15 protein-coding genes, 6 tRNA genes and 1 riboswitch are annotated in these 23,153 nt (G+C 72.3%); of the genes, 12 read left to right on the top strand and 9 right to left on the bottom strand.

What is annotated here, in order from left to right; all coding sequences use genetic code 11:
* Positions 1 to 570: 570 nt before the first annotated feature.
* From ACTYVM_RS06490 to ACTYVM_RS06475, 4 genes are all read left to right on the top strand, one after another.
* A complete protein-coding gene (locus ACTYVM_RS06490; RefSeq protein ID WP_445524972.1) occupies positions 571 to 1,995 on the top strand; it encodes an NsdA family TPR-like regulatory protein in 1,425 nt (474 codons plus the stop codon).
* Between the two features lie 118 nt (positions 1,996 to 2,113).
* Positions 2,114 to 3,334 (top strand): L-2-hydroxyglutarate dehydrogenase, encoded by a 1,221-nt coding sequence (lhgD, locus tag ACTYVM_RS06485; protein WP_445524971.1) that lies wholly within the window; start codon positions 2,114 to 2,116, stop codon positions 3,332 to 3,334.
* Between the two features lie 68 nt (positions 3,335 to 3,402).
* Positions 3,403 to 4,242 (top strand): tRNA (guanosine(46)-N7)-methyltransferase TrmB, encoded by an 840-nt coding sequence (trmB, locus tag ACTYVM_RS06480; RefSeq protein WP_445524970.1) that lies wholly within the window; start codon positions 3,403 to 3,405, stop codon positions 4,240 to 4,242.
* 22 nt (positions 4,243 to 4,264) lie between these two features.
* Complete coding sequence (locus ACTYVM_RS06475) at positions 4,265 to 5,638, top strand: PrsW family intramembrane metalloprotease (RefSeq protein WP_445524983.1); 1,374 nt, start codon at positions 4,265 to 4,267, stop codon at positions 5,636 to 5,638.
* A gap of 31 nt (positions 5,639 to 5,669) precedes the next feature.
* Here ACTYVM_RS06475 and ACTYVM_RS06470 read toward each other — a convergent pair whose 3' ends face one another.
* The 5 genes from ACTYVM_RS06470 to ACTYVM_RS06450 form a co-directional block, all read right to left on the bottom strand.
* Positions 5,670 to 6,614 carry an aldo/keto reductase gene (locus tag ACTYVM_RS06470; protein ID WP_445524969.1) on the bottom strand — a complete coding sequence of 315 codons (945 nt, stop codon included), beginning with the start codon at positions 6,612 to 6,614 and terminating at the stop codon, positions 5,670 to 5,672.
* Positions 6,615 to 6,751: 137 nt separating this feature from the next.
* Positions 6,752 to 7,807, bottom strand: a complete 1,056-nt coding sequence (locus tag ACTYVM_RS06465) for a M23 family metallopeptidase (protein ID WP_445524968.1) — start codon at positions 7,805 to 7,807, stop codon at positions 6,752 to 6,754.
* A gap of 11 nt (positions 7,808 to 7,818) precedes the next feature.
* Positions 7,819 to 7,976, bottom strand: a riboswitch (cyclic di-AMP (ydaO/yuaA leader).
* A 249-nt stretch (positions 7,977 to 8,225) separates the two neighbouring features.
* A tRNA-Met gene (locus tag ACTYVM_RS06460) sits at positions 8,226 to 8,299 on the bottom strand.
* 100 nt (positions 8,300 to 8,399) lie between these two features.
* Entirely contained in the window at positions 8,400 to 9,530 is a 1,131-nt protein-coding gene (locus ACTYVM_RS06455) for a dihydrofolate reductase family protein (RefSeq protein WP_445524967.1), read from the bottom strand.
* Positions 9,531 to 9,673: 143 nt separating this feature from the next.
* Positions 9,674 to 11,461: an APC family permease gene (locus tag ACTYVM_RS06450; RefSeq protein ID WP_445524966.1), complete on the bottom strand. Its 1,788-nt coding sequence runs from the start codon at positions 11,459 to 11,461 to the stop codon at positions 9,674 to 9,676.
* Between the two features lie 197 nt (positions 11,462 to 11,658).
* Here ACTYVM_RS06450 and ACTYVM_RS06445 point away from each other — a divergent pair, with 197 nt between their 5' ends.
* Positions 11,659 to 12,411, top strand: a complete 753-nt coding sequence (locus ACTYVM_RS06445; protein ID WP_445524965.1) for a DUF4118 domain-containing protein — start codon at positions 11,659 to 11,661, stop codon at positions 12,409 to 12,411.
* Positions 12,412 to 12,479: 68 nt separating this feature from the next.
* On the opposite strand, the gene ACTYVM_RS06440 is transcribed toward ACTYVM_RS06445, so the two are convergent.
* The 4 genes from ACTYVM_RS06440 to ACTYVM_RS06425 form a co-directional block, all read right to left on the bottom strand.
* Positions 12,480 to 12,552, bottom strand: a tRNA-Lys gene (locus tag ACTYVM_RS06440).
* Positions 12,553 to 12,778: 226 nt separating this feature from the next.
* Complete coding sequence (locus ACTYVM_RS06435; RefSeq protein ID WP_445524964.1) at positions 12,779 to 14,968, bottom strand: DEAD/DEAH box helicase; 2,190 nt, start codon at positions 14,966 to 14,968, stop codon at positions 12,779 to 12,781.
* A 289-nt stretch (positions 14,969 to 15,257) separates the two neighbouring features.
* Entirely contained in the window at positions 15,258 to 15,791 is a 534-nt protein-coding gene (locus ACTYVM_RS06430) for a hypothetical protein (protein ID WP_445524963.1), read from the bottom strand.
* A gap of 83 nt (positions 15,792 to 15,874) precedes the next feature.
* Positions 15,875 to 16,225, bottom strand: coding sequence for a metallopeptidase family protein (locus ACTYVM_RS06425; protein ID WP_400030752.1), 351 nt, complete (start codon positions 16,223 to 16,225; stop codon positions 15,875 to 15,877).
* Positions 16,226 to 16,304: 79 nt separating this feature from the next.
* Here ACTYVM_RS06425 and ACTYVM_RS06420 point away from each other — a divergent pair, with 79 nt between their 5' ends.
* The 7 genes from ACTYVM_RS06420 to ACTYVM_RS06390 all read left to right on the top strand — a co-directional run bounded on the left by ACTYVM_RS06420 (position 16,305) and on the right by ACTYVM_RS06390 (position 23,102).
* Positions 16,305 to 17,951, top strand: coding sequence for a metallophosphoesterase family protein (locus ACTYVM_RS06420; protein ID WP_445524962.1), 1,647 nt, complete (start codon positions 16,305 to 16,307; stop codon positions 17,949 to 17,951).
* 80 nt (positions 17,952 to 18,031) lie between these two features.
* Positions 18,032 to 18,104: transfer RNA gene (locus ACTYVM_RS06415), tRNA-Glu, on the top strand.
* 48 nt (positions 18,105 to 18,152) lie between these two features.
* A tRNA-Asp gene (locus ACTYVM_RS06410) sits at positions 18,153 to 18,227 on the top strand.
* A gap of 24 nt (positions 18,228 to 18,251) precedes the next feature.
* Positions 18,252 to 18,325, top strand: a tRNA-Phe gene (locus ACTYVM_RS06405).
* Positions 18,326 to 18,542: 217 nt separating this feature from the next.
* Positions 18,543 to 22,520 carry an ATP-dependent RNA helicase HrpA gene (hrpA, locus tag ACTYVM_RS06400; protein WP_445524961.1) on the top strand — a complete coding sequence of 1,326 codons (3,978 nt, stop codon included), beginning with the start codon at positions 18,543 to 18,545 and terminating at the stop codon, positions 22,518 to 22,520.
* A 93-nt stretch (positions 22,521 to 22,613) separates the two neighbouring features.
* Positions 22,614 to 22,688: transfer RNA gene (locus tag ACTYVM_RS06395), tRNA-Asp, on the top strand.
* Positions 22,689 to 22,907: 219 nt separating this feature from the next.
* Positions 22,908 to 23,102: a DUF6274 family protein gene (locus tag ACTYVM_RS06390; protein ID WP_445524960.1), complete on the top strand. Its 195-nt coding sequence runs from the start codon at positions 22,908 to 22,910 to the stop codon at positions 23,100 to 23,102.
* The last annotated feature ends 51 nt before the right edge of the window (positions 23,103 to 23,153 follow it).

Genomic DNA, 23,153 nt, shown 5'->3' with positions numbered 1-23,153 from the left:
CGCCCCCGCGCGCCGGCCCCGGCAGTGGCGAACGCCCGTACCGTGCACGGCCGTCACGACTCGAATGCGCCCCCTGATGCGCTCCCCGCAACACCCTTCGCGCCCTCAACTGCCGTGGTGGGAGCGGTGATCGGCGGCGGGAGGCAGAGTCGACTTTCGGCCAATTCTGCGCCATGGGGACACATGTGCGCACACTCCGTACTCGCTCTGCGTCTCACGCAGACAACACGCAGTCCGGGAGGCGGAGTTCGCCCCCCGGACCGTTCCGCCGCCCGCGGGGATGAAGGCGGCGGTGTCCCCCAGCCCACTGGATCCAGTACAGCGGGCCGACCCACGCAGGACCATGGAACCGCTCCCTCGGTGGCCGGAGAAGAGCGCACGGGCGGGCGCACGGCCACACGACGGGGGCACGCCGCAACCCTGCGTGCAGGGACCGTACTTGAGTGCGGGCCACAATCCCGCCATCCGGAAGAATGCCCCTTAACGCTTGGGATGCGGCGAACTACGCTGGGTTTACGAATGCCGCGTGGTTATGCCAGCGCGGCAGCCGTCTGTGTCGAGGGGTGGCGCATGTCCAGGGAGCAACGCGGGCCGAACGAAAAGCTCGGCGCCGTTCTCGCCCTCGCGGGAATCAGCAACGCAGGACTCGCGCGGCGCGTCAACGACCTCGGCGCCCAGCGCGGGTTGACACTTCGCTACGACAAGACCTCGGTGGCGCGCTGGGTTTCGAAGGGGATGGTGCCGCAGGGTGCGGCGCCGCACCTCATCGCCGCCGCCATCGGGCAGAAGCTCGGCCGCCCGGTGCCGCTCCACGAGATCGGCCTGGCGGACGCGGATCCCGCACCCGAAGTGGGCCTCGCCTTCCCCAGGGACGTGGGCCAGGCGGTGAAGTCGGCGACGGAGCTGTACCGGCTCGACCTCGCCGGCCGCCGGGCCGGCTCCGGCGGCATCTGGCAGTCGCTCGCCGGATCGTTCGCAGTGAGCGCATACGCAACGCCCGCCTCGCGGTGGCTGATAACCCCGGCCGACAGTTCGGTGGCGCGTGAGGCGGGCCCTGCGGAGTCCTCCGGCACACCGGTCAAAGTCGGCCACAGCGATGTGCGCAAGCTGCGGGAGGCCGCCGAGGACGCCAGGCGCTGGGACTCCAAGTACGGAGGCGGCGACTGGCGTTCCTCGATGGTGCCCGAGTGCCTGCGCGTGGAGGCGGCGCCGCTGCTGCTCGCCTCGTACTCCGACGAGGTCGGCAGGGCGCTGTTCGGCGCCTCCGCCGAACTGACCCGGCTCGCCGGCTGGATGGCCTTCGACACCGGCCAGCAGGAGGCCGCCCAGCGCTACTACATCCAGGCGCTGCGCCTGGCCCGCGCCGCCGCCGACGTGCCCCTCGGCGGCTACGTCCTGGCCTCCATGTCCCTCCAGGCCACCTACCGCGGCTTCGGCGACGAGGGCGTCGACCTCGCGCAGGCCGCCCTGGAGCGCAACCGGGGCCTGGCCACGGCCCGCACCATGAGCTTCTTCCGGCTCGTCGAGGCACGCGCCCACGCACGCGCGGGCGACGCCCAGGCGGCCGGCGCCGCCCTGAAGGCGGCCGAGGGCTGGCTCGAGCGGTCCCGCGACGGGGACAACGACCCGTCCTGGCTCGGCTTCTACGGCTACGACCGGTTCGCCGCCGACGCCGCCGAGTGCTACCGGGACCTGAAGGCACCCCGCCAGGTCCGCCGCTTCACCGAGCAGGCGCTGTCGAAGCCGACCGAGGAGTTCGTCCGCTCGCACGGCCTGCGGCTGGTCGTCTCGGCCGTCGCCGAACTGGAGTCCGGCAACCTGGACGCGGCCTGCGCGCAGGGCGTGCGGGCCGTGGAGGTCGCCGGGCGCATCTCCTCCGCGCGCACCACGGAGTACGTCAAGGACCTCCTGCACCGGCTGGAGCCGTACAGCGACGAGCCACGCGTGGTCGAGCTGCGCGAGCGGGCCCGCCCGCTGCTGATGACACCGGCCTGAGTCCGTCCTGCGCCCGGTCTGAACCCGGTCCGAACCCGCCCCTGCCGGACACCACGGCCGCGTCGTCCCGCCGGATCGGCGGCATTGTCAGTGCCGCGGTGCACTATCGAGGCGGGAGGTGGAGCAGGTGCGGCCGGACATCGCTTACGACTGCGACGTGCTGGTGATCGGAGGTGGCATCGTCGGACTGTCGACGGCGTACGCGATCACGCGCGCCACGCCGGGCACCCGTGTGACCGTGCTGGAGAAGGAGCAGGGCCCGGCCCGGCACCAGACGGGACGCAACAGCGGGGTGATCCACAGCGGGATCTACTACCGGCCGGGCTCGCTGAAGGCGCGGTACGCGGCGCAGGGCGCCGCCGAGATGGTCAAGTTCTGCGCGGAGCACGGCATCGCGCACGAGGTGACCGGCAAACTGATCGTGGCGACCGGACGGGAGGAGCTGCCCCGGCTGCACGCACTGGTGCAGCGCGGCCGGGAGAACGGCATCCCGGTGCGCGAGCTGGGCCCCGCGCAGATCGAGGAGTACGAGCCGCAGGTGCGCGGACTGGCCGCGATCCACGTGGGGACGACGGGGATCTGCGACTTCGCGGCGGTGGCCCGGCAGCTGGCTCAGGCGTCCGGCGCTCAGATCCGGTACGGGGCCCGGGTGGTGCGGGTGGACCGGCGGCCCGAGCGGGGGGTGGCCGTCCTGACCGGGAGCGGTGACGTCGTCCGCGCGCGCGTGCTGGTCAACTGCGCGGGGCTGTACTGCGACGAGGTGGCGCGGCTGACCGGGGACGAGCCCGGCGTGCGGATCGTCCCGTTCCGCGGGGAGTACTACGAGCTGGCGCGACCGGAGCTGGTGCGCGGGCTGGTGTATCCGGTGCCCGATCCGGCGTTCCCCTTCCTCGGTGTGCATCTCACCCGCGGAGTCGACGGCGGTGTGCACGTCGGGCCCAACGCGGTTCCGGCGCTGGCCCGCGAGGGCTACGGATGGGGGGTCGTACGGCCGCGGGAGCTGGCGGGGACGCTGGGCTGGCCCGGGTCGTGGCGGATCGCCCGCCGGCACTGGCGGTACGGCGCGGGCGAGCTGCGCCGGTCGGTGTCGAAGGCCGCCTTCACGCGGGCGGTGCGCCGGCTGGTGCCCGTGGTGCGGGAGGAGGACCTGGTGCCGGCCGCCGCCGGAGTGCGGGCGCAGGCCGTCCTGCGGGACGGCACGCTGGTGGACGACTTCCTGGTCCGGGAGGGCCCCCGGGCGGTGCACGTGCTCAACGCGCCCAGCCCCGCGGCGACCGCCTCGCTGCCGATCGGACGCGAGGTGGCGCGGCGCGCCCTGTCCGTGCTGGCGTCGACGTGAACGGCGTGCGCGGCCCTGTCCGCCTCGACGGCCGGTTCGTGTCGGTCCCCCGTAAAATCGTTCCCACTGTGACTGACTCGCTGAACACCCCCCAGGCTCCCGCCCCCGGTGAGCTGCCCCGGCACACGCCGGGCGTGTCCGTGCGGCACACCCGGGCCAAGGGCGAGCCGCGTTTCCCCGACGGGCCCGTCGCCGATCCGGCCGGCTCGCACTTCGAGCGGCGGATCCGCAGCTTCCAGCCGCGCCGGAGCCGGGTGACCGCGGGACAGGCGGACGCGTTGCAGCGGCTGTGGCCCAGCCGGGGTCTGGACATCGACGGACAGCGGGTGATCGACCTCGCCGAGCTGTTCGGGAACACGCACCCGGTCGTGCTGGAGATCGGCTTCGGCATGGGCGAGGCCACCGCCCGGATGGCGGCCGAGGACCCGGGCACCAACATCCTCGCCGTCGACGTGCACACCCCGGGCCAGGGCAACCTGCTGAGCCTCGCCGACCGGCACGGCCTCGGCAACGTCCGCGTCGGCAACGGCGACGCCATCATCCTGCTGCGCGAGATGCTCGCCCCCGACAGCCTCGACGGGCTGCGCGTCTACTTCCCCGACCCCTGGCCGAAGAAGCGGCACCACAAGCGGCGGCTGATCCAGCCGGAGTTCCTGACGCTGGCCGCCACCCGCCTCAGGCCCGGGGCGGTCGTGCACTGCGCGACGGACTGGGAGCCGTACGCGCAGCAGATGCTCGACGTGCTGACCGCGCACCCGGACTTCGAGAACACCCGGGCCGACGGCGGTTTCGCGCCGCGTCCCGACTTCCGGCCGCTGACCCGTTTCGAGGGCCAGGGACTGGAGAAGGGCCATGTGGTGAACGACCTGCTCTTCCGTCGCGTGCCACACGACAACCAGCATCCGTAGTGACCTCGTGAGGGCCGATGCCGTGGCCGCCTGCCCCCCGTACCCGACACCTCCCGGTGCCCCCGGCGGCACCTCCCGCCACGCGCACTGGTGGCAGCGGCGATGGGTCCGGTACGGCGCCCTCGTCACCCTGCTCGCCCTCTCCGGGCTCGTCATCCTCGCCCTCGTGCGCCGGCAGACCGGCACCGAGGGGTTCCTCGTCGGGCTCGGTCTCGCGGTGCTGCCCGTACCGCTGCTGACGGCCGCCTTCCGCTGGCTGGACCGGGTCGAGCCCGCCCCCTGGCGGAACCTGGTGTTCGCCTTCGCCTGGGGCGCCTGCGCGGCGGCCCTGATCGCGATCGTCGCCAACAGTTTCGCCACCCACTGGATCGCCACGGCGACCGCCGACCCCGCGGGCGCGGACACCCTGGGCGCGACCGTGATAGCGCCGGTCGTGGAGGAGTCCGCGAAGGCCGCCGCCGTCCTGCTGGTCTTCCTCTTCCGCAGGCGCGACTTCACCGGCGTCGTCGACGGGGTCGTCATCGCCGGGGTGACCGCGACCGGCTTCGCGTTCACCGAGAACATCCTCTACCTCGGCAACGCCTTCGGCGCCGACCAGCTCACCGGTGACCGGGGCATCGCCTCCGTCACCGCGGCGACCTTCTTCGTCCGCGTCGTCATGTCGCCGTTCGCGCACCCGATGTTCACCGTGCTCACCGGCATCGGCTTCGGCATCGCCGCGACGTCCGGGGGCCGTCGGCTGCGGCGCCTGCTGCCGCCGCCGGCCGGGCTGCTGCTCGCGATGGGCATGCACGCCCTGTGGAACGGCTCGGCGACCTTCGGCGAGTACGGCTTCCTCGCGGTGTACGCCGCCATCATGGTGCCCGCGTTCGGCCTGCTGACCTGGCTGGTCGTCTGGACCCGGCAGCGCGAGCTGAGGACCGTGCGCGAGGAGCTGCCCGCGTACACCGCCGCCGGCTGGCTCACCCCGGCCGAACCGTTCGCCCTGGCCTCCATGCGGGCGCGCAGGCTGGCCCGCGAGCACGCCCGGCGCCACCTCGACAGGCAGGCGGCGCGGACGGTCGCCCAGTACGAGGCGTACGCGACCCAGCTGGCCTGCCTCCGGCACCGGGGGCGCCGGGGACGGGCGGGGGCCGACTTCGCCGTACGGGAGCGGGAGCTGCTGCACGAGCTGTGGCGCAGGCGGGAGGTGGCGCAGCCCGCGCTGGACCACGCGGCCAGGACGACCACGCCCATGGCTGCGCCGCCCTGGCCCGGGTACGGGGTGTACGGCGTGTACGGGGTGCACCCGCGACCGCTGGGGCACGGGTCGTACGGGCCGTACGGACCGGCGACGCCGTACCCCGCGCAGCTGACGCCGTCCCCCGTGTACAACCCGTACCGGACACAGCCTTAGCGCCGGCTGTTCCGTCCCGGGGGACGGGGAGCTACGCCGACGCCCGCGTCAGCTTTCCGAGCTCCTCGTCCGTGAGCCGCAGCTCGGCGACCCCGAGCAGTGCCGGGAGCTGTTCCACCGTCCGCGCCGAGGCGATCGGGGCGGCCACCGTCGGCTGTGCGGCGAGCCAGGCCAGGGCCACCGTGGCGACCTCGGCGTCATGGGCCCGTGCGACCTCGTCCAAGGCCGCGAGGACGTTGCGGCCCCGCTCGGTCTCGAGGTGCTTGGCCGCGCCCTGCGCCCGCGCGCTGTCCACCGTCGTACCGGGCCGGTACTTGCCGGTCAGGAAGCCGGAGGCGAGCGCGAAGTACGGGACGGCGGCCAGGCCGGACCGCTCGGCGACGTTCTGGAGCGCGCCTTCGTAAGTGTCGCGCGAGACCAGGTTGTAGTGCGGCTGGAGCGCCACGTACCGGGCCAGACCCTCGCGCTCGGAGAGGTCCAGGGACTCCTGGAGGCGCTCGGCGGAGATGTTGGAGGCGGCGATGTGCCGCACCTTGCCCGCCCTGACCAGCTCGTCGAGCGCGCCGATGATCTCCTCGACGGGGACGTCCGGCCGGTCGAAGTGCGTGTAGTACAGGTCGATGTGGTCCGTGCCCAGGCGCCGGAGGGAGGCGTCGGCCGCGGCCTTGATGTTGGCGGCGCTCAGCCCCTGGTAGTCGGGGTGCTGGCTGACCTTGGTGGCGATGACGACGTCGGAGCGGTTGCCGCGCTCCTTGATCCACCTGCCGATGATCGTCTCGGACTCGCCGCCGTGGTTGCCCTCGATCCACGCGGAGTAGGAGTCGGCGGTGTCGACGAAGTTGCCTCCGGCGGCCGTGTAGGCGTCGAGGACGGCGAAGGACTGCTCCTGGTCGGCGGTCCAGCCGAAGACGTTGCCGCCGAGGGCGAGCGGGAAGACCTCGAGATCGGACGAACCCAGTTTGCGTAGAGAAGTCATGTTCAACATCAACAACCGCGCCGGAGCGGCCCATTCCTCGCCGGGCCGCGTCCGGCCGCAAAAGTTGCGCAAACCGGCCTCACGGGCTCGTCAGGGGTGAGACCGGTCCGCGTACGTCACGGGGCGGGGCGTGTGCGTCAGGGGGTGAGGCCCTTGTCGCGCAGCCACCCTGCGGGGTCGATGCCGGTGGCGTCGCCGCCCGGGTGGACCTCCAGGTGCAGATGGGGCCCGGTGACGTTGCCGGTGGCGCCCACGCGGCCGATCACGTCGCCCGTGTTGACCTGCTGGCCGACGCTGACGTTGATCGACGACTGGTGGCAGTACCAGAGCTCGGTGCCGTCGTCGAGGGTGAGGATCGTGCGGTAGCCGTAGGCGCCGGCCCAGCCGGCCTCGGTGATGGTGCCGGTGTGGATCGCCTTGAGCAGGGTGCCCGTGGGCGCGGCGAAGTCGAGGCCGGTGTGGTAGCCGGAGGACCACATGGAGCCGGCCTGACCGAAGGTGGAGGTGATCGTGTACGAGGAGGTGGGCAGCGTGTACTGCTTGGCCAGCTCGGCCAGCCGCGCCTCCTCGGCCTTCCGCTTGGCTTCCTCGGCCTTCTGCTTGGCCTCCTCCTCCGCCTTCTGCTTCGCGGCGGTGGCCTTGGCCTCGGCCTCCTCGACCGCCTTCGAGGCGGCCTGGGCGGCCTCCTTGGCGGCGGCGGCCTCGGCGTCCGCCTGAGCCTTGGCCTCGATCTGCACCTGCTGCTGCTCGGCCTGCGCCATGATCCGGTTGCGCAGCACCTCGCCGGCGTCCGCGGTCCCGCCCTCGGCCTCGGCGGTGGTCACGCCAACGCTGCTGAGCGCGGTCGACGAGCCCTCGGGGGCGTCGGAGGAGTGGTCGAACAGGGAGCCCACGGAGGGCAGATCGGGCAGCGAGATGGACACCGGCGGCTTGGCGCTGTTGGCGCTGGCCATGCCGCCCGCGCCGACGGCGGCGATGACACCGACGCCGAGAACGGTGGAGCTGCGGGCGAGTCCGCCGCCGCGCTGCTTGGCGACGCGGTGCCGGCCGCGCACGGGACGGACGGAATCCGCGGTGGGGTTCCACTCCTCCCAGGGGCCCTCGTCGGCGCGGCGGCTGTCGTAGCCGAAGGTCTCTCCGTACTGCCGGCTCGGCGTGAACGGGGCTTCCGGAGCAGGCGGGTTGGACGCCACGAAGGCGTACTCCTTTCCTTCCGTCTCGCCTACCGGGTTAGCTGACGGGTTCGGAGCGGGAAGGTCTCCTACGCGCGTAAACAAGCCATGCGGAACACGGCAGTTACGCCCGATTCACCCCAAGTTGGTGGTTCCCCGGTTCCCTTGCGGGATTCGGCGTGCGCGCACGGAGCCGCCTCTTGTGACGGCTGGGACGACCGTGCTGCGTTATCGAACGTTAATAGACCCGGGGCCTGTATTCCAAGCCGTTCGGCTTGATCGCTCCACCTCGCGGCCCGACCTTATGGTCCATGGGCGCCGAAAACCGGACGAGTTGACTCCACATACGGGAGAGTCCGCGCCTTTGCCGGAGAACCCGCACGTCCGCCAAACACTCAGGGCCGGAATCCATTGATCGGATTCCGGCCCTGAGTTTCAGTAGCGGGGACAGGATTTGAACCTGCGACCTCTGGGTTATGAGCCCAGCGAGCTACCGAGCTGCTCCACCCCGCGTCGTTGTGTCACCAGTATATGCCATCCGCGGGGCTGCTCGCACCCAGCTCACTTCCACGCCGTCCGGCACCCGGTTCCCGGCCGTGCGACGAGGCTCCGCTCAGCCGAGCAGGTGCCGGTTCGGTTCCCTGGCGCGTTCCTCGAACTCCGGCACCACCACGACGTCCGCGCCCTCGGCCACCAGCACCCCGGTCCCATCGGCACCCTCGACGAACGTGTCCGGCTCCCGCCACGCCGTCACCACCCGTCGCACCCCGGCGTCCAGAATCAGCCGGGCGCACGGACGCGGCCGGGAGGCGCGGCGGGCGCACGGCTCCAGGCTGCTGTACACCGTGGCCTCCGGCAGTCGCGGATCCGCCGGGTCGACCTTGGCCAGGGCCGCCTCCTCGGCATGCACGACCGGGTCGCCCCCCTCCCGCGAGTACCCGCGGGCGAGTTCGGTCCCGTCGGCGGCGACCACCACGGCGCCCACGCTGAACGCGGTCCTGGACGGCGGGCAGTGGGCCGCCAGTTCGCAGGCGATCCGGAGCCAGTGCCGGTCGGCCGGGGCGGCGCGGCCGGCGAGGCCGGGGGCGGTGGGTTCGTAGCGCACGAGGACGACGTCCTCGATGGTCCGCGTCTCCACCAGCCGCAGCCGCCCACCCTGGTAGCCCCCGGGCCCGAACAGCCGGGGCGCGCCGGGGTCCCCCACGAACAGGGGGGCGAGCACGAGCTGCACCTCGTCCGCGAGCCGCTGCTGGAGCAGCTGTGTGTGGATCGTCCCGCCGCCCTCGACCATGAGCCGGCGCACCCCGCGTACGTCGTGCAGGTGCTCGAGCAGCCGGGGCCAGCCGAGTTCGGCGCCCAGCGGCACGACGTCGGCGGCCAGGCCCGCGCGCCGCAGCCGCAGCGCGCCCTCGTCGGTCGTGTAGAGGACCTTCTCGCCGCCGGTGTGCCAGAAGGGCGCCCGGGGGTCCAGCTCGCCGGAGGCGCTGACCGCGACCTTCAGCGGATACTCCGGCTTCCCGGCGGCGCGGCGGGCGGCCCGCCGTTCGGGCGAGTTCACCAGCAGCCGCGGGTTGTCCGCCCGCAGGGTGCCGGCGCCGATCAGGATCGCGTCGGCCGACGCCCGTACCTCGTCGACCCGGTCGAAGTCGGCGGGGCTGGAGAGCAGCAGGCGCTCGGGGCCGGTGTCGTCCAGGTAGCCGTCGAGCGAGACGGCGGCGGACAGCAGGACGTACGGGTGGGGCATCGACGCCCTCTCTCTCGACGGCGGACTCGCTCCCAGTCTGACCGACCCCGCCGATCGGGGGCGGGGCACCACCGTGGCGGAGCCGCGCACACGACGCGGGCGGCCGCGCACCGGTCGGTGCGGGGCAGCGGTCTCGGCGACGATCAGTGCTCGAGGTGGACGCGGAACCGCAGCCGGCAGATGACGGCGTCGGTATGGCGGCGCACGGCGCGGTCCAGGACGACGCCGCGCTGGTTCTGCAGAAGCCGCTGCCAGGGCCTGGGCAGATGCATCTCCGGGATGAGGACCACCATCCGGTCCTGCCGCTCCTGGGCGGACAGCGCGCGCAGATGGTCGACGACGGGCCGGGTCAGGGACCGGGTGCGGCTGTGCAGCACGGTGAGGGGGACACCGGGCCGCCAGGCGTTCCAGGCGGCGTGAACCTCGTCGGCGGAAGGGGCGTCGCGGTCCTCGGGATGCACGACGGTGACGGCCCGGACGTCGTCGCCCAGTGACAGTGCGACGCTGATGGCCTCGCTGGTGAGCAGGTTGACGGCGCCGACGGGAACGACGACGACCGTGTGGCGCGGCTCGGGCCGTGCGGGGACCTCGCCGAGATGCAGGGCCGCGCCGATACGCCGGTACGTGCGGTGCACCGACTCGAACACGGTCACCAGGACGGCGACCGCGGCGAAGACCAGCCAGCCGCCCTCGTGGAACTTCGCGACCAGTTCGATGACCAGGGCCGCGAGCGTCAGCAGTGCCCCGAGGCCGTTGACGGCCGCCCGCCGCCACCATCCGGGACCGTGGTCCAGGTGCCAGTGCCGGACCATGCCGGCCTGGGAGAGGGTGAAGCCGATGAACACGCCGATGGCGAAGACCGGCACCAGCTTCTGGGTGTCGCCCTCGGCCACGACCAGCAGGACCAGGGCGGCGGCGGCGAGCACGACGACGCCGTAGCGGTAGACCTGCCGGTCGGCGCGCAGCCCGAAGACGTGCGGCACATGGTTGTCGCGGGCCAGCAGGGAGGCCAGGACGGGCATGCCGCCGAAGGAGGTGTTGGCCGCGAGCGCGAGCAGCGTCATGGTGGCGAACTGCACGACGTAGAACCCGGCGTTGTGGCCCAGGGACGCCTCGGTGAGCTGCGCCAGGACGGTCTTGGTGCCGCTCGGTGCGACGTGGAACCTGCCGATGAGCAACGACAGCCCGATGAGCATGGCACCGAGCAGCGCGCCGAGCGCGAGCTCGGTGCGCTGCGCCCGCCGGACCCTCGGGGTGCGGAAGGTGGGGACGGCGTTCGCGATGGCCTCCACTCCGGTGAGCGCCGAGCAGCCGGAGGCGAACGCCCGCAACAGCAGCAGGACTCCGACCGCGGAGACGGTCGAGGCCGCCGGATGAACGGGCGGGACCGCCGGCGTGCGGCGCACCAGCCCGGCCACGATGACCACGGCGATCGCCACGATGAACACCACGGTGGGGGCGAACATCACCTTGGCGGACTCGGCGACCCCGTAGAGGTTGACCGCCGTGATCAGCCCCAGCACGATCACGCACAACACCACCCGGTCGCCGTACAGGACGGGGAAGGCGGAGGTGAGCGCGGCCACGCCGGCGGAGACCGACACGGCCACGTTCAGCACGTAGTCGATGATCAGCGAGGCGGCGGCGACCAGGCTGAGCCGCCGGCCCAGATGGCGCCCCGCGACCGCGTACGCGCCGCCACCGTTCGGGAACGCGGCGATCACCTGCCGGTAGGAGAACGTCAGCGCCGCCAGCAGCACCACGATCGCCAGCGTGACCGGCAGGGTGAAACCGAGGCCCCGGCTGCCGGCCGTCGCCAGCACCACCACGATCGCCTCCGGCCCGTAGGCCACCGAGGCGAGCGCGTCCAGGGACAGCGCGGCCAGCCCCTGCGGCACCGTCAGCCGGTCCCTCTCCTGCCGTCTCCCCACGACCCGCCCGGCAGTGCGACCCCGATCCGCGCCCTCGGCACTCGCACCCACGGCTCCACCGTCCTCACGTCGCCTTCGGAACTCCGGAGGCAGGATCCCGCGCAAACCACCGAATACAGCGCAAGAGAGCTGTTAAAGGTCACCCGGGGCCGCTCGCGTCCTGCTACACCGGAAGAGGCAGGCAGGAGGTGCCCACGATGACCGACCACCTCGCCAGAGGGCCCGTTGCGATCGTCATCGCCCTCGTGGCTCCGCTCGCGGTCAGCGCGGTGCTGCTGCCCTTCCGCGCGGGTCTGCCCAACACCGTCGTCGCCCTCGTCCTCGTCGTGGTCGTGGTGGCGACGGCGGCCCTCGGCCACCGGCCGGCCGGTGTCCTCGCAGCCGTGTCCTCGGCCGTCTGGTTCGACTTCTTCTTCACCGCCCCCTACGAGCGGCTCACGATCGCGGGCACCGCCGACATCACCACCGCCGTCGTGCTGCTCGCCGTCGCACTGACCGTCTCCCAACTGGCGGCCCGCGCCCGGCGCCTGGAAGTCGTCACCATCACCGACGCCGGCTACCTCGCCCAGATCCACCACGCGGCCCAGCTCGCCCGGGAGGCGACCTCACCCGACGCGGTGGTGGAGGCCGTGCGCGCGCAACTCGTCGGCCTGCTCCATCTGCGCGGCTGCCGCTTCGAGTACGGCACCCTGCTCGGCCACGCCCCTCGCCTGGAACCCGACGGCTCCCTCACCGTCGGGCGCAGGACGTGGGACGCCGACCGCCTCGGCATGCCCGCCCAGGACATCGAACTGCGCGTCCTCGCGGGCGGCCACTTCCACGGCCGCTACCTCCTCCGGCCGACCCCCGGCCACACCCCGCCCCTCGAGGCCCGCCTGGTCGCCGTCACCCTGGCCGACCAGGTGGGCGCCGCCCTGCAGACCACCTGGCGAACCGTTCCCAGAAGCTGACCGGGACCAGAAACGACAGAACCCCCGTCTGACCAGGTCAGCGGGGGTCCCGACCCCGTGGGGTCCGGTAGGCCCTGTGGGACTCGAACCCACAACCAATGGATTAAAAGTCCACTGCTCTGCCAATTGAGCTAAGGGCCCAGGCGATGTTGCCTACCTGAGCATAGCGGGAGGCGGGCCTGTCGCCGATCGGGTATCGGGGGTGCCCGGCCGGAAGTTCACCGTGATCGGCGGTGACCGGGTGACGGTTGCGGTCAGAAGATCCTGTCGCAGCCCCTCCAGCCGCCGGAGATCCTGGTGCGGCCAAGAGCCGCGGGGCCCGTACGACAGGAGTCGTACGAGCCCCGCGGGGTGGGTTCAGCCGGCGTCAGCCGTTGCGCTTCCAGCGCGGCTTGTCGTCGCGGCGGCCGAAGGAGCCGCCGCCGCGGTGGTCGTCACGGCGGCCGTAGGGGCGCTCGTGGCCGCCGGAGCGGAAGCCGGGGCGGTCGCCCTGGCGGTCGCGGTTGAACGGGCGGTCGCTGCCGCGGTGCCCGCCGCGCTCGTCGCGCCGGGCCGGACGGTCGTCCCGGCGGAAGCCGCCGCGGTCGTCACGACGGTCGTCACGGCGGTCGAAGGAGCCACGGTCGTCACGACGGTCGAAGGAACGGGGCGCACGGTCCCGGTCGCGGTCCCGGTTGAAGCCGCCGCGGTCGTCACGCCTCTCGAAGGAACGGCCACCGCGGTCGCCCCGGTCGTCACGGCGGAAGCCACCGCGGTCGTCACGGCGCTCGAAGCCGCGGTCACGGTCGCGGTCGCGGTCGCGGTCGAAGGAACGGCCACCGCGGTCGCCGCGGTCGTCACGGCGGAAGCCGCCACGGTCACCGCGGTCCCGGTCCCGGTTGAAGCCGCCGCGGTCGTCACGACGGTCGAAGGAACGGGGCGCGCGGTCCCGGTCGCGGTCCCGGTTGAAGCCGCCGCGGTCGTCACGCCTCTCACGCCGGTCGTACGACGACGAGGCCGTCGTACGCTCCTCGCGCTCCACGCGCTCGACGCCCTCTTCCCGGTCGATGCGGTCGACGTCCCGCGCCGCCAGCTGCTCCGGCACCGACACCTCGGCCACCGCCTGCTCCCCGGCCACCGCGTCCGAGCCCTCGGACGGCACGGTCTCGCCGCGCTCGCGGGCGAGGCGGGCCACCAGCCGGTCGGCCTCCTCGCGCAGCTCGGCCGCACGCCGCTGCGCGCGCTCCAGCTGCTTGGTGAGGTGGGTGACCTCACGCTCGGCCAGCTGGGCCGCGGTGCCCGCGGACTCGGCCTGCACCTCGGTCATCGACCGGGCGCCGGTGATCTCGGCGACCTCCGGGTCGAAGGCCGCGCCGCCCTGGATGATGTGGCGCGAGGCGTCCACGCCCGCGTCCTCCATGAGGCGGAAGATCTGACGCCGCTGGTGCGGCAGGGACAGCGAGACCACCGTGCCGGTACGGCCCGCGCGGGCGGTACGGCCGGCCCGGTGCAGGTAGTCCTTGTGGTCGCCGGCCGGGTCGACGTTCAGCACCAGGTCGATGCCGTCGACGTGGATGCCGCGGGCGGCGACGTCGGTGGCGACCAGGACGTTGACGTACCCGTCCTTGAAGTCGGCCAGGGTGCGGGTGCGGGCGCCCTGGGTCATGCCGCCGTGCAGGGCCTCGGCCTTCGCACCGGACTCGCGCAGCTGCTCGGCCACGCGGTCGGCGCCCAGCTGGGTGCGCACGAAGATGATGGTGCGGCCCTTGCGGGAGGCGATGGCCGCGGTGACCGGCGCCTTGTCCTTGGGCTTCACGATCAGGATGTGGTGGGACATGGTCGTCACCGCACCCTGCGCCGCGTCGACCTCGTGGCTGACCGGGTCGGTCAGGTAGCGGTCGACGAGGGTCTTGATCTCGTTCTCCATCGTCGCGGAGAACAGCATCCGCTGACCGCCCGCCGGAACCTGGTCGAGCAGCTCGGTGACCTCGGGCATGAAGCCCAGGTCGGACATCTGGTCGGCCTCGTCCAGAACGGCGATCTGCACGTCCTCGAGGGAGCAGGCGCCGCGGTTGATGATGTCGCGCAGCCGGCCCGGGGTGGCGACCAGGATGTCGACGCCCTTCTCCAGGGCGTAGATCTGGTTGCCCATCGAGGTGCCGCCGCAGACGACCTTCATCCGCAGGCCGACGACGTCGCCGTAGGGCTGGAGGGCGTCGGCCACCTGCATGGCCAGCTCACGGGTCGGGGTGAGGATGACCGCGCGAGGCCGCTTCCGCTCGGTGCGGCCGCCGGCCAGCGTGGCCAGCGTCGGCAGACCGAAGGAGAGGGTCTTGCCGGAGCCGGTGCGGCCCCGGCCCAGGATGTCCTTCCCGGTCAGGGCGTCCGGGATGGTCGCGGCCTGAATCGGGAAGGGCGTGGTCACGCCGTTCTGCGCGAGCTTGCGGACGATGCCCTCGGGCAGGCCGAGGTCCGCGAAGGTGATCTCGGGCGCCTCGCGGCTCTCGGACACCTCGTGGACCTCGGGGGCGTCGTCGGCGTTCTCGGGCACGACGGCGTGATCGGTGGAAATGGACATGCGAATGCGAAACCTTCCGGAGTCTCGTCGGCACGCGCCCGTCAACTCCGTGATTTCGCGCCACGACCGCCTCGATGCGGTCCGCCACGGCAAAGGAGAGTACGCGCCACACGGCGCGCTCTGCATGGGCGCCGGGCAAATGGGATCAAACGATCTACCACCATACGCACCCTGCACCCCCGAACGCAAACCGGCGGCGCGGCGCAGCCCGATCCGCGGTACGGCCCGACCACGGCACAACCCGGTCCGCCACACGGCGCAGCCGAAGCGGTGGCGGGGCGTCCGTGGGTCAGCCACTCGCCCGCTGCGGCCGCCGGCCCGGCTTGTGCGGGCGGTCCCGCTGCTCCGGCTGCGACCCCGTGCCGTCGTGCTCCGAGGGCGACGGCTCGGCCGTCGGCGGATCCGACGGGGCCGGCGGAGCGGGCGACGAGGCCGGCGGCTGCTCGGGCTCGGCGGACGTCTGCGGGGGCGCCGGCACCGCCTCGGCCGGCGTCGTCCCGCCCGCCTTCGGCGGTGTCCCGCCACTGCCCGGCGCAGCCGACGCACCGTCCCCGGCCGACGGCGAGGCCGAGGCCGACGGCGACGCGCCGTGCTTCCCCTTCGCCCCGTGGCTCCGCTTGCCGTCCCCGCCGCCACCGGCGTGACCCGCGTCACCGCCGTACACCGCGTCCTCACCGCCCGGGGCCCGGCCGCCCCGCTGTCCGGCGGAGTGCGACGGCCCGGCCGCGCCGCCGGAGTCCTCCCCCACACTCATGCAGCCCGCGGCGGCGGTGACGGCGGTGACCACGGCGGCGAGACGGACGGACAGGTACAAGGGGCGCACGGGCAGCCACCTCCGGGAGGAAGAAGTCGCCGTGCCCAACTCCGTTCACCCGCGCGAGGACACGCGACCGGTCCCGGCGGGGATCAGCCGTAGCCCAGCGCGTGCAGACGCTCGTCGTCGATCCCGAAGTGGTGGGCGATCTCGTGAACCACCGTCACCTCCGTCTCCACGACCACGTCCTCCCGTGTCTCGCACATGCGCAGCGTCGGCCCGCGGTAGATCGTGATCCGGTCGGGCAGCACCCCCGCGTACCACTCGCCGCGCTCCGTCAGCGGGGTCCCCTCGTACAGCCCGAGCAGATCGGGATCGTCGGCGGGCGGCTCGTCCTCGACGAACACCGCGACGTTGTCCATCAGCCGCATCAGCTCCGGCGGAATCCGGTCGAGGGCCTCGGCCACCAGTTCCTCGAACTCCTCGCGCGTCATCTCCAGCACACGGTCATTGTCCGGCACCGCCCGCGCGACCATGCCCCGCGCGGGCATATCGGGTGTCGGGCATGGGCATACGCGCCCAATGTCCCGCGTCCCCGCCGCAGACCCGAACCGCCCGCACCCCCTCCGCGGCATACGGAGGGCGGTGCACGCCGTCTCCCTCCGCGGCATACGCAGGGCGGTGCACGCCGTCGCCCTCCGCCGACGATCGCCCCGCCCGCGCCCGGACCTCTCGCCGGCGCAGGAGCCGCGCCCCTGGGCGCGCGCCGCCGGACTGGTGGCCGTCGTCCTGGCCGGTGCCTGGCTGGGGCTGCTCGTCGTCGGCAACGTACGGGCCCCGGTCGGCCCGATGAACACCACGATGGCCCTGCGCCCGTCCCTGAGCGGTGGCACGAAGATCAACGTCTCGCCCCTCGGCTCCCTGGAGCTGGACAGCCATGTCGCCCCGGTCCGCCTCGACGTGAACGTCGACCAGCTCGACCCGGTCCGCTCCCAGGCCCTGGTCGACCACCCGGAACGCATATCCGGCCTCCAGGACGAGGTGGCGCACGACGTCGAGCACGGCACCCTCGACCTGGCCGTGCGGTCCTGCGTGGCCGTCGTCTCCGGCGCCACCGCGCTCGGCCTGGCGGTCTACCGTCGCCCGCGCCGCGCCCTGGCGGCCGGCGGCCTGGCCCTGACCCTGCTCGCCGCGTCCGGCGCGACGGCGTACGCCACCTGGAACCCCAACTCGGTGCTGGAGCCGAAGTTCTCCGGGCTGCTGTCCTCGGCGCCCACCGTGGTCGGCAACGCGCGCAGCATCGTCACGGAGTTCGACGTCTACCAGAAGGAGCTGGCGCGCCTGGTGACGAACGTGACCAAGCTCTACGACGTCACCTCCACGCTCCCCGCCTACCAGCCGGACCCGACGACGATCCGGGTCCTGCACGTCTCCGACATCCACCTCAACCCGGCGAGCTGGAAGATCATCGCCTCGCTGGTGGAGCAGTACAAGGTGGACGTGATCGTCGACTCCGGCGACACGATGGACCACGGCACCGCGGCGGAGAACGGCTTCCTGGACCCGATCAAGGACCTGGGCGTCCCGTATGTCTGGGTGCGCGGCAACCACGACTCGAAGGTCACCCAGCGCTACCTGGAGCGGATGAAGAACGTGCACGTCCTGGACGACGGCCGCGCCGAGACCGTCGCCGGTCTGCGCTTCGCCGGGATCGGCGACCCCCAGTTCACCCCCGACCGCTCCGGCGCACCGGGCGCCGACGCCTCGGAGGAGCTGGCCGGTGCCCGGCTGGCCTCGGCCCTGCGCGACCAGCGGGCCGAGGGCACCCCGGTCGACATCGCCATCGCCCACGAGCCGTCCGCGGCGCGTGAGACGGACGGCACCGTGCCGCTGGTGCTGTGCGGCCACCTCCACCACCAGGGGACGGAGATCCTCCCGTACGGCACGCGGCTGCGCATGGAGGGGTCCACGGGCGGCAGCGGGCTGCGCGCGGTCGAGGGGAGGTACCCGGCCCCGATCGAGGCGTCGATCCTCTACGTCGACCGGGACAGCCGCCGCCTCCAGGCCTGGGACGCGATCAGGCTGGGCGGCCTGGGCCAGACGACGGCCGAGGTCAGCCGCCACCTGCCCGAGGAGAACAGGCCGGGCGCCACCCCCTCCCCGACCGCGCCCTCCCTCTCCACGGCCTCCCCGGCCCCTCCGTCCGCGCCGTCCCCCTCCCGCTCGTAAACGGTTTTGGCGATACCCCCGGCCATCCCCTATGCTTTTCACGTCCCCGACGCGCTGAGAAGCGCCCAGGCGGGCCGATAGCCCTCATCGTCTAGCGGCCTAGGACGCCGCCCTTTCAAGGCGGTAGCACGGGTTCGAATCCCGTTGGGGGCACGCAGTACGGTGTGCGACACTTACGTTCGTCGGTTCGCACGCAAGCATGGTCCTGTGGAGCAGTTTGGAGTGCTCGCCACCCTGTCAAGGTGGAGGCCGCGGGTTCAAATCCCGTCAGGACCGCTGAGGTTTCGCAAGGAACCTCGTGGCTGGGTAGCTCAGTTGGTACGAGCGATCGCCTGAAAAGCGATAGGTCGCCGGTTCGACCCCGGCCCCAGCCACAAGAGAAGGATCCCGCCCGATGGGCGGGATCCTTTTTCGTTCCCGAGCCCGGTGACACCACCCGGTGACACCACCCGAGGACGTACGCGCACACCGGACTCGTACACCGGACTCGCCCTCCGGCAGGCCGCACCCCCGGGCCCGCCACGCGCCCCCGGCAGGCCGCGGCAAAAGCGTTCGCCAGGATTTTCTCGGGGATGAGATCCTGGGTCCCGTATGTCTACGCATCCCGCCCCCGCCCTCGGCGCCCTCGCCTCCCGCCTGAACGAGTTGTCGCTGCGTGACGCGCACCGGCTCGGCCGCAGGCTCGAAGGCGCGCGCAAGATCCGCAAGCCGGAGGCGCGTGCCGCCGTCCTCGCCGAGATCGAGGGCGAGGTCGGGACGGCCGAGGAGCGCATGTCCGCCCGGCGTTCCCGGGTGCCGGCGGTCAGCTATCCCGAGCAACTGCCGGTCAGCCAGAAGAAGGACGAGATCGCCGACGCGATCCGCGCCCACCAGGTCGTCATCGTCGCCGGTGAGACCGGGTCCGGGAAGACCACGCAGATCCCGAAGATCTGCATGGAGCTCGGCCGGGGTGTGCGCGGCATGATCGGCCACACCCAGCCCCGCCGTATCGCCGCCCGCACCGTCGCCGAGCGCGTGGCCGAGGAGCTCGAAACGCCGCTGGGTGAGGCCGTCGGCTGGAAGGTGCGCTTCACCGACCAGGTGGACCCCGACGCCACGTTCGTGAAGCTGATGACCGACGGCATCCTGCTCGCCGAGATCCAGACCGACCGCGAGCTGCGCGCCTACGACACGATCATCATCGACGAGGCCCACGAGCGGTCGCTCAACATCGACTTCCTGCTGGGCTATCTGGCACAGCTGCTGCCGAAGCGGCCGGACCTGAAGGTCGTCATCACCTCGGCCACGATCGACCCCGAGCGCTTCTCCCGGCACTTCGGCGACGCGCCGATCGTCGAGGTCAGCGGGCGGACGTATCCCGTGGAGGTGCGCTACCGGCCGCTCCTGGAGGAGGACTCCGAGGACGCCGACCGGGATCAGATCACCGCGATCACGGATGCCGTCGAGGAGCTGATGGCCGAGGGGGCGGGGGACATCCTCGTCTTCCTCTCCGGGGAGCGGGAGATCCGGGACACCGCCGACGCACTGCTCAAGAAGAAGTACAGGTCCACCGAGGTGCTGCCGCTGTACGCGCGGCTGTCGCACGCCGAGCAGCACCGGGTCTTCCAGCCGCACACCGGCCGCAGGATCGTCCTGGCGACCAACGTCGCCGAGACCTCGCTGACCGTCCCCGGCATCAAGTACGTCATCGATCCCGGCTTCGCCCGGATCTCCCGCTACAGCCACCGCACCAAGGTGCAGCGGCTGCCGATCGAGCCGGTCTCGCAGGCCAGCGCCAACCAGCGCAAGGGCCGCTGCGGGCGTACGTCCGACGGCATCTGCATCCGGCTCTTCAGCGAGGACGACTTCCTCACCCGCCCGGAGTTCACGGACGCGGAGATCCTGCGCACCAACCTCGCCTCCGTCATCCTCCAGATGACCGCGGCGGGCCTCGGCGACATCGAGAAGTTCCCGTTCATCGACCCGCCGGACCACCGCAACATCCGTGACGGCGTGCAGCTGCTCCAGGAGCTGGGCGCGCTGGACCCGGCGCAGAAGGACCCCCGCAAACGGCTCACGCAGACCGGCCGCAAGCTCGCCCAGCTGCCGGTCGACCCGCGCCTGGCCCGCATGGTGCTGGAGGCCGACCGCAACGGCTGCGTCCGCGAGGTCATGGTGATCGCGGCCGCGCTGTCCATCCAGGACCCGCGCGAGCGTCCCGCCGACAAGCAGACCCAGGCCGACCAGCAGCACGCCCGCTTCCGGGACGAGACCAGCGACTTCCTCGCCTTCCTCAACCTGTGGCGCTACGTCCGCGAGCAGCAGAAGGAGCGGGGCTCCTCCTCGTTCCGGCGCATGTGCAAGCAGGAGTTCCTCAACTTCCTGCGCATCCGCGAGTGGCAGGACATCTACAGCCAGCTGCGCACGGTCGCCAAGCAGATGGGCATCCACCTCGACGAGCAGGACGCGCCCGCCGACCGGATCCACGTCTCGCTGCTGGCCGGTCTGCTCTCGCACATCGGCATGAAGGACGTGAAGGAGTCCAAGGACTCCGGGCCCGGCGCGCGCAAGGACGGCGGCCGGGGCGAGTACCTGGGCGCCCGCAACGCCAAGTTCGCGATCTTCCCCGGCTCGGCGCTGTTCAGGAAGCCGCCGCGCTTCGTGATGTCCGCCGAGCTCGTCGAGACCTCCCGCCTGTGGGCCCGCGTCAACGCGAGGATCGAGCCGGAGTGGGTCGAACCGCTCGCCGGGCACCTGCTGAAGCGGACGTACAGCGAACCGCACTGGGAGAAGGACCAGGCGGCGGTGATGGCGTACGAGAAGGTCACGCTGTACGGCGTTCCGATCGTCGCCCAGCGGAAGGTGAACTACGGGCGGATCGACGCGGCGCTCAGCCGGGAGCTGTTCATCCGCAACGCGCTCGTCGAGGGCGACTGGCGCACGCACCACAAGTTCTTCGCCGACAACCGCAAGCTCCTCAGCGAGGTGGAGGAGCTGGAGCACCGGGCCCGGCGGCGGGACATCGTCGTCGACGACGAGACGCTGTTCGACTTCTACGACCGGCGGGTGCCCGAACACGTCGTCTCCGGGGCGCACTTCGACTCCTGGTGGAAGCACAAGCGGCACGAGCAGCCGGACTTCCTGGACTTCGAGCGGGAGATGCTCATCCGGGAGTCGGCGGAGGCGGTCACCAAGGCCGACTATCCGGACTCCTGGCGGCAGGGGAACCTCACGTTCCGGGTGACGTACCAGTTCGAGCCGGGCGCGGACGCGGACGGCGTGACCGTCCACATCCCGTTGCAGGTGCTGAACCAGGTCACGGACGAGGGCTTCGACTGGCAGATCCCGGGGCTGCGCGAGGAGGTCGTCACCGAGCTGATCCGCTCCCTGCCCAAGCCCGTCCGCCGCAACTACGTGCCGGCGCCGAACTACGCGAAGGCGTTCCTGGACAGGGCGGTGCCGTTGCAGGAGCCGCTGACCACCACCATGGCGCGCGAACTGAAGCGCATGGTCGGGGTGCCCTTCGAGGCCGAGGACTTCGACTGGTCCAGGGTCCCCGACCACCTGAAGATCACCTTCCGGATCGTCGACGAGCGGCGCCGCCAGCTGGCCGAGGACGAGGACCTCGAGGCCCTGAAGCTGAAGCTGAGGCCGAAGGCGCGCAAGGCGCTGTCCCAGGCCGCCGCGGCGACCGCGGAGCGGCAGGGCGGGGAGTCCCTGGAGCGCAAGGGTCTGACCGACTGGTCCATCGGCACGCTGACCCCCGTCTTCGAGACGCGTCGGGCCGGCCAGCCGGTGAAGGCCTACCCGGCGCTCGTCGACGACGGCGACACCGTGTCCGTACGGCTCTTCGACACCGAGGCCGAGCAGGCCGAGGCCATGTGGCGGGGCACGCGGCGGCTGATCCTGCGCAACATCCCGGTCAACCCCGCGAAGTTCGCGTCCGAAAAGCTGAGCAACCCGCAGAAGCTCGCCCTGTCGGCGAACCCGCACGGCTCGATCCAGGCGCTGTTCGACGACTGCGCGACGGCGGCGGCGGACCGGTTGATCGCGGACTTCGGCGGGCCGGTCTGGGACGAGGAGTCGTACCGGAAGCTGTACGACAAGGTGCGGGCCGAGATCGTGGACGTGACCGTGCGGACGGTGGGCCAGGTGCAGCAGGTGCTGGCCGCCTGGCAGGCCTGTGAGCGCCGCCTGAAGGCCGTACGCAGCCCCGCGCTGCTGCCGAACCTGGCGGACCTGCGGGCGCAGCTGGACGGCCTGGTGAAGCCCGGCTTCGTCACGGCGTCCGGGGTGCGCCGCCTGCCGGATCTGATGCGCTACCTGGTGGCCGCCGACCGCCGGCTCCAGCAGATGCCGACGAACGTCCAGCGGGACACCACGCGTATGGAGAAGGTCCACGAGATGCAGGACGAGTACGCGTGGCTGCTCGAGCAGATGCCGCGGGGCCGGCCGGTCCCCTCCTCGGTCCTGGACATCCGCTGGATGGTCGAGGAGCTCCGGGTGAGCTACTTCGCGCACGCGCTGGGCACGGCGTACCCGGTCTCCGACAAGCGGATCGTGAAGGCGATCGACGCGGCCGCCCCGTGACGGTGCGCGCACCCTGCGTGAGTTCGACCCGACGGCCCCGCTCCTGTACAGTCTCATCTCGCAGCGCACCGCACGAATGGCGCCGCGAAACCAGGTCCTGTGGAGCAGCTTGGAGTGCTCGCCACCCTGTCAAGGTGGAGGCCGCGGGTTCAAATCCCGTCAGGACCGCATTGTCGAGAGGGTCCGTGTCCCCCAGGGGGCGCGGGCCCTCTTCCCGTGTACGCACACCGTCGGCTCCGTTCGCGCCGCCCGCGCCGCGCCGTCCATTCCGGAAGGGCGAAGGGGCCGGCGTCGGCCAGTGGCGCGCCGTCGCGTCTTGACGGCGTCACATTCCCTCGGTACCCAGGGAGCAGGCTCCGCTCCCCCGCGGTTCACCGGAGGTGGCGTATGACGGCATCGGCCAGGCACGAGACGCGGGCGCTGCTCCGCGCACATCTCGCGGCCGCCTCGTCGTACCGCCATCTCACCCGCCGCTGCGCCGTCTGCCGCCGTCTGCTGCGGCTGGCGATGGACGGCGCCCCACTGACGGCCTCCGGCGCCCCGGAGGAGGCGGTGAGGGACGACAACCCCTCGACGGCGTGAGCGGCGCCGCGGCGCCCCTCGTGTCCCGAACTCCCTTGCAGGCGTGGGGCG

Source organism: Streptomyces cyslabdanicus, from assembly GCF_052663305.1.
The sequence above is the reverse complement of the archived record's forward strand: the minus strand, read 5'-3'. Positions and strand labels throughout refer to the sequence as shown.

Bases quoted from the DNA above. Each gene is read 5' to 3' on its own strand.
- ACTYVM_RS06490 (WP_445524972.1), top strand. From the start codon at position 571: ATGTCCAGGGAGCAACGCGGGCCGAACGAAAAGCTCGGCGCCGTTCTC.
- ACTYVM_RS06470 (WP_445524969.1), bottom strand. From the start codon at position 6,614: ATGACTTCTCTACGCAAACTGGGTTCGTCCGATCTCGAGGTCTTCCCG.
- ACTYVM_RS06455 (WP_445524967.1), bottom strand. From the start codon at position 9,530: ATGCCCCACCCGTACGTCCTGCTGTCCGCCGCCGTCTCGCTCGACGGC.
- ACTYVM_RS06445 (WP_445524965.1), top strand. From the start codon at position 11,659: ATGACCGACCACCTCGCCAGAGGGCCCGTTGCGATCGTCATCGCCCTC.
- ACTYVM_RS06435 (WP_445524964.1), bottom strand. From the start codon at position 14,968: ATGTCCATTTCCACCGATCACGCCGTCGTGCCCGAGAACGCCGACGAC.
- ACTYVM_RS06420 (WP_445524962.1), top strand. From the start codon at position 16,305: ATGTCCCGCGTCCCCGCCGCAGACCCGAACCGCCCGCACCCCCTCCGC.
- hrpA (WP_445524961.1), top strand. From the start codon at position 18,543: ATGTCTACGCATCCCGCCCCCGCCCTCGGCGCCCTCGCCTCCCGCCTG.
- ACTYVM_RS06390 (WP_445524960.1), top strand. From the start codon at position 22,908: ATGACGGCATCGGCCAGGCACGAGACGCGGGCGCTGCTCCGCGCACAT.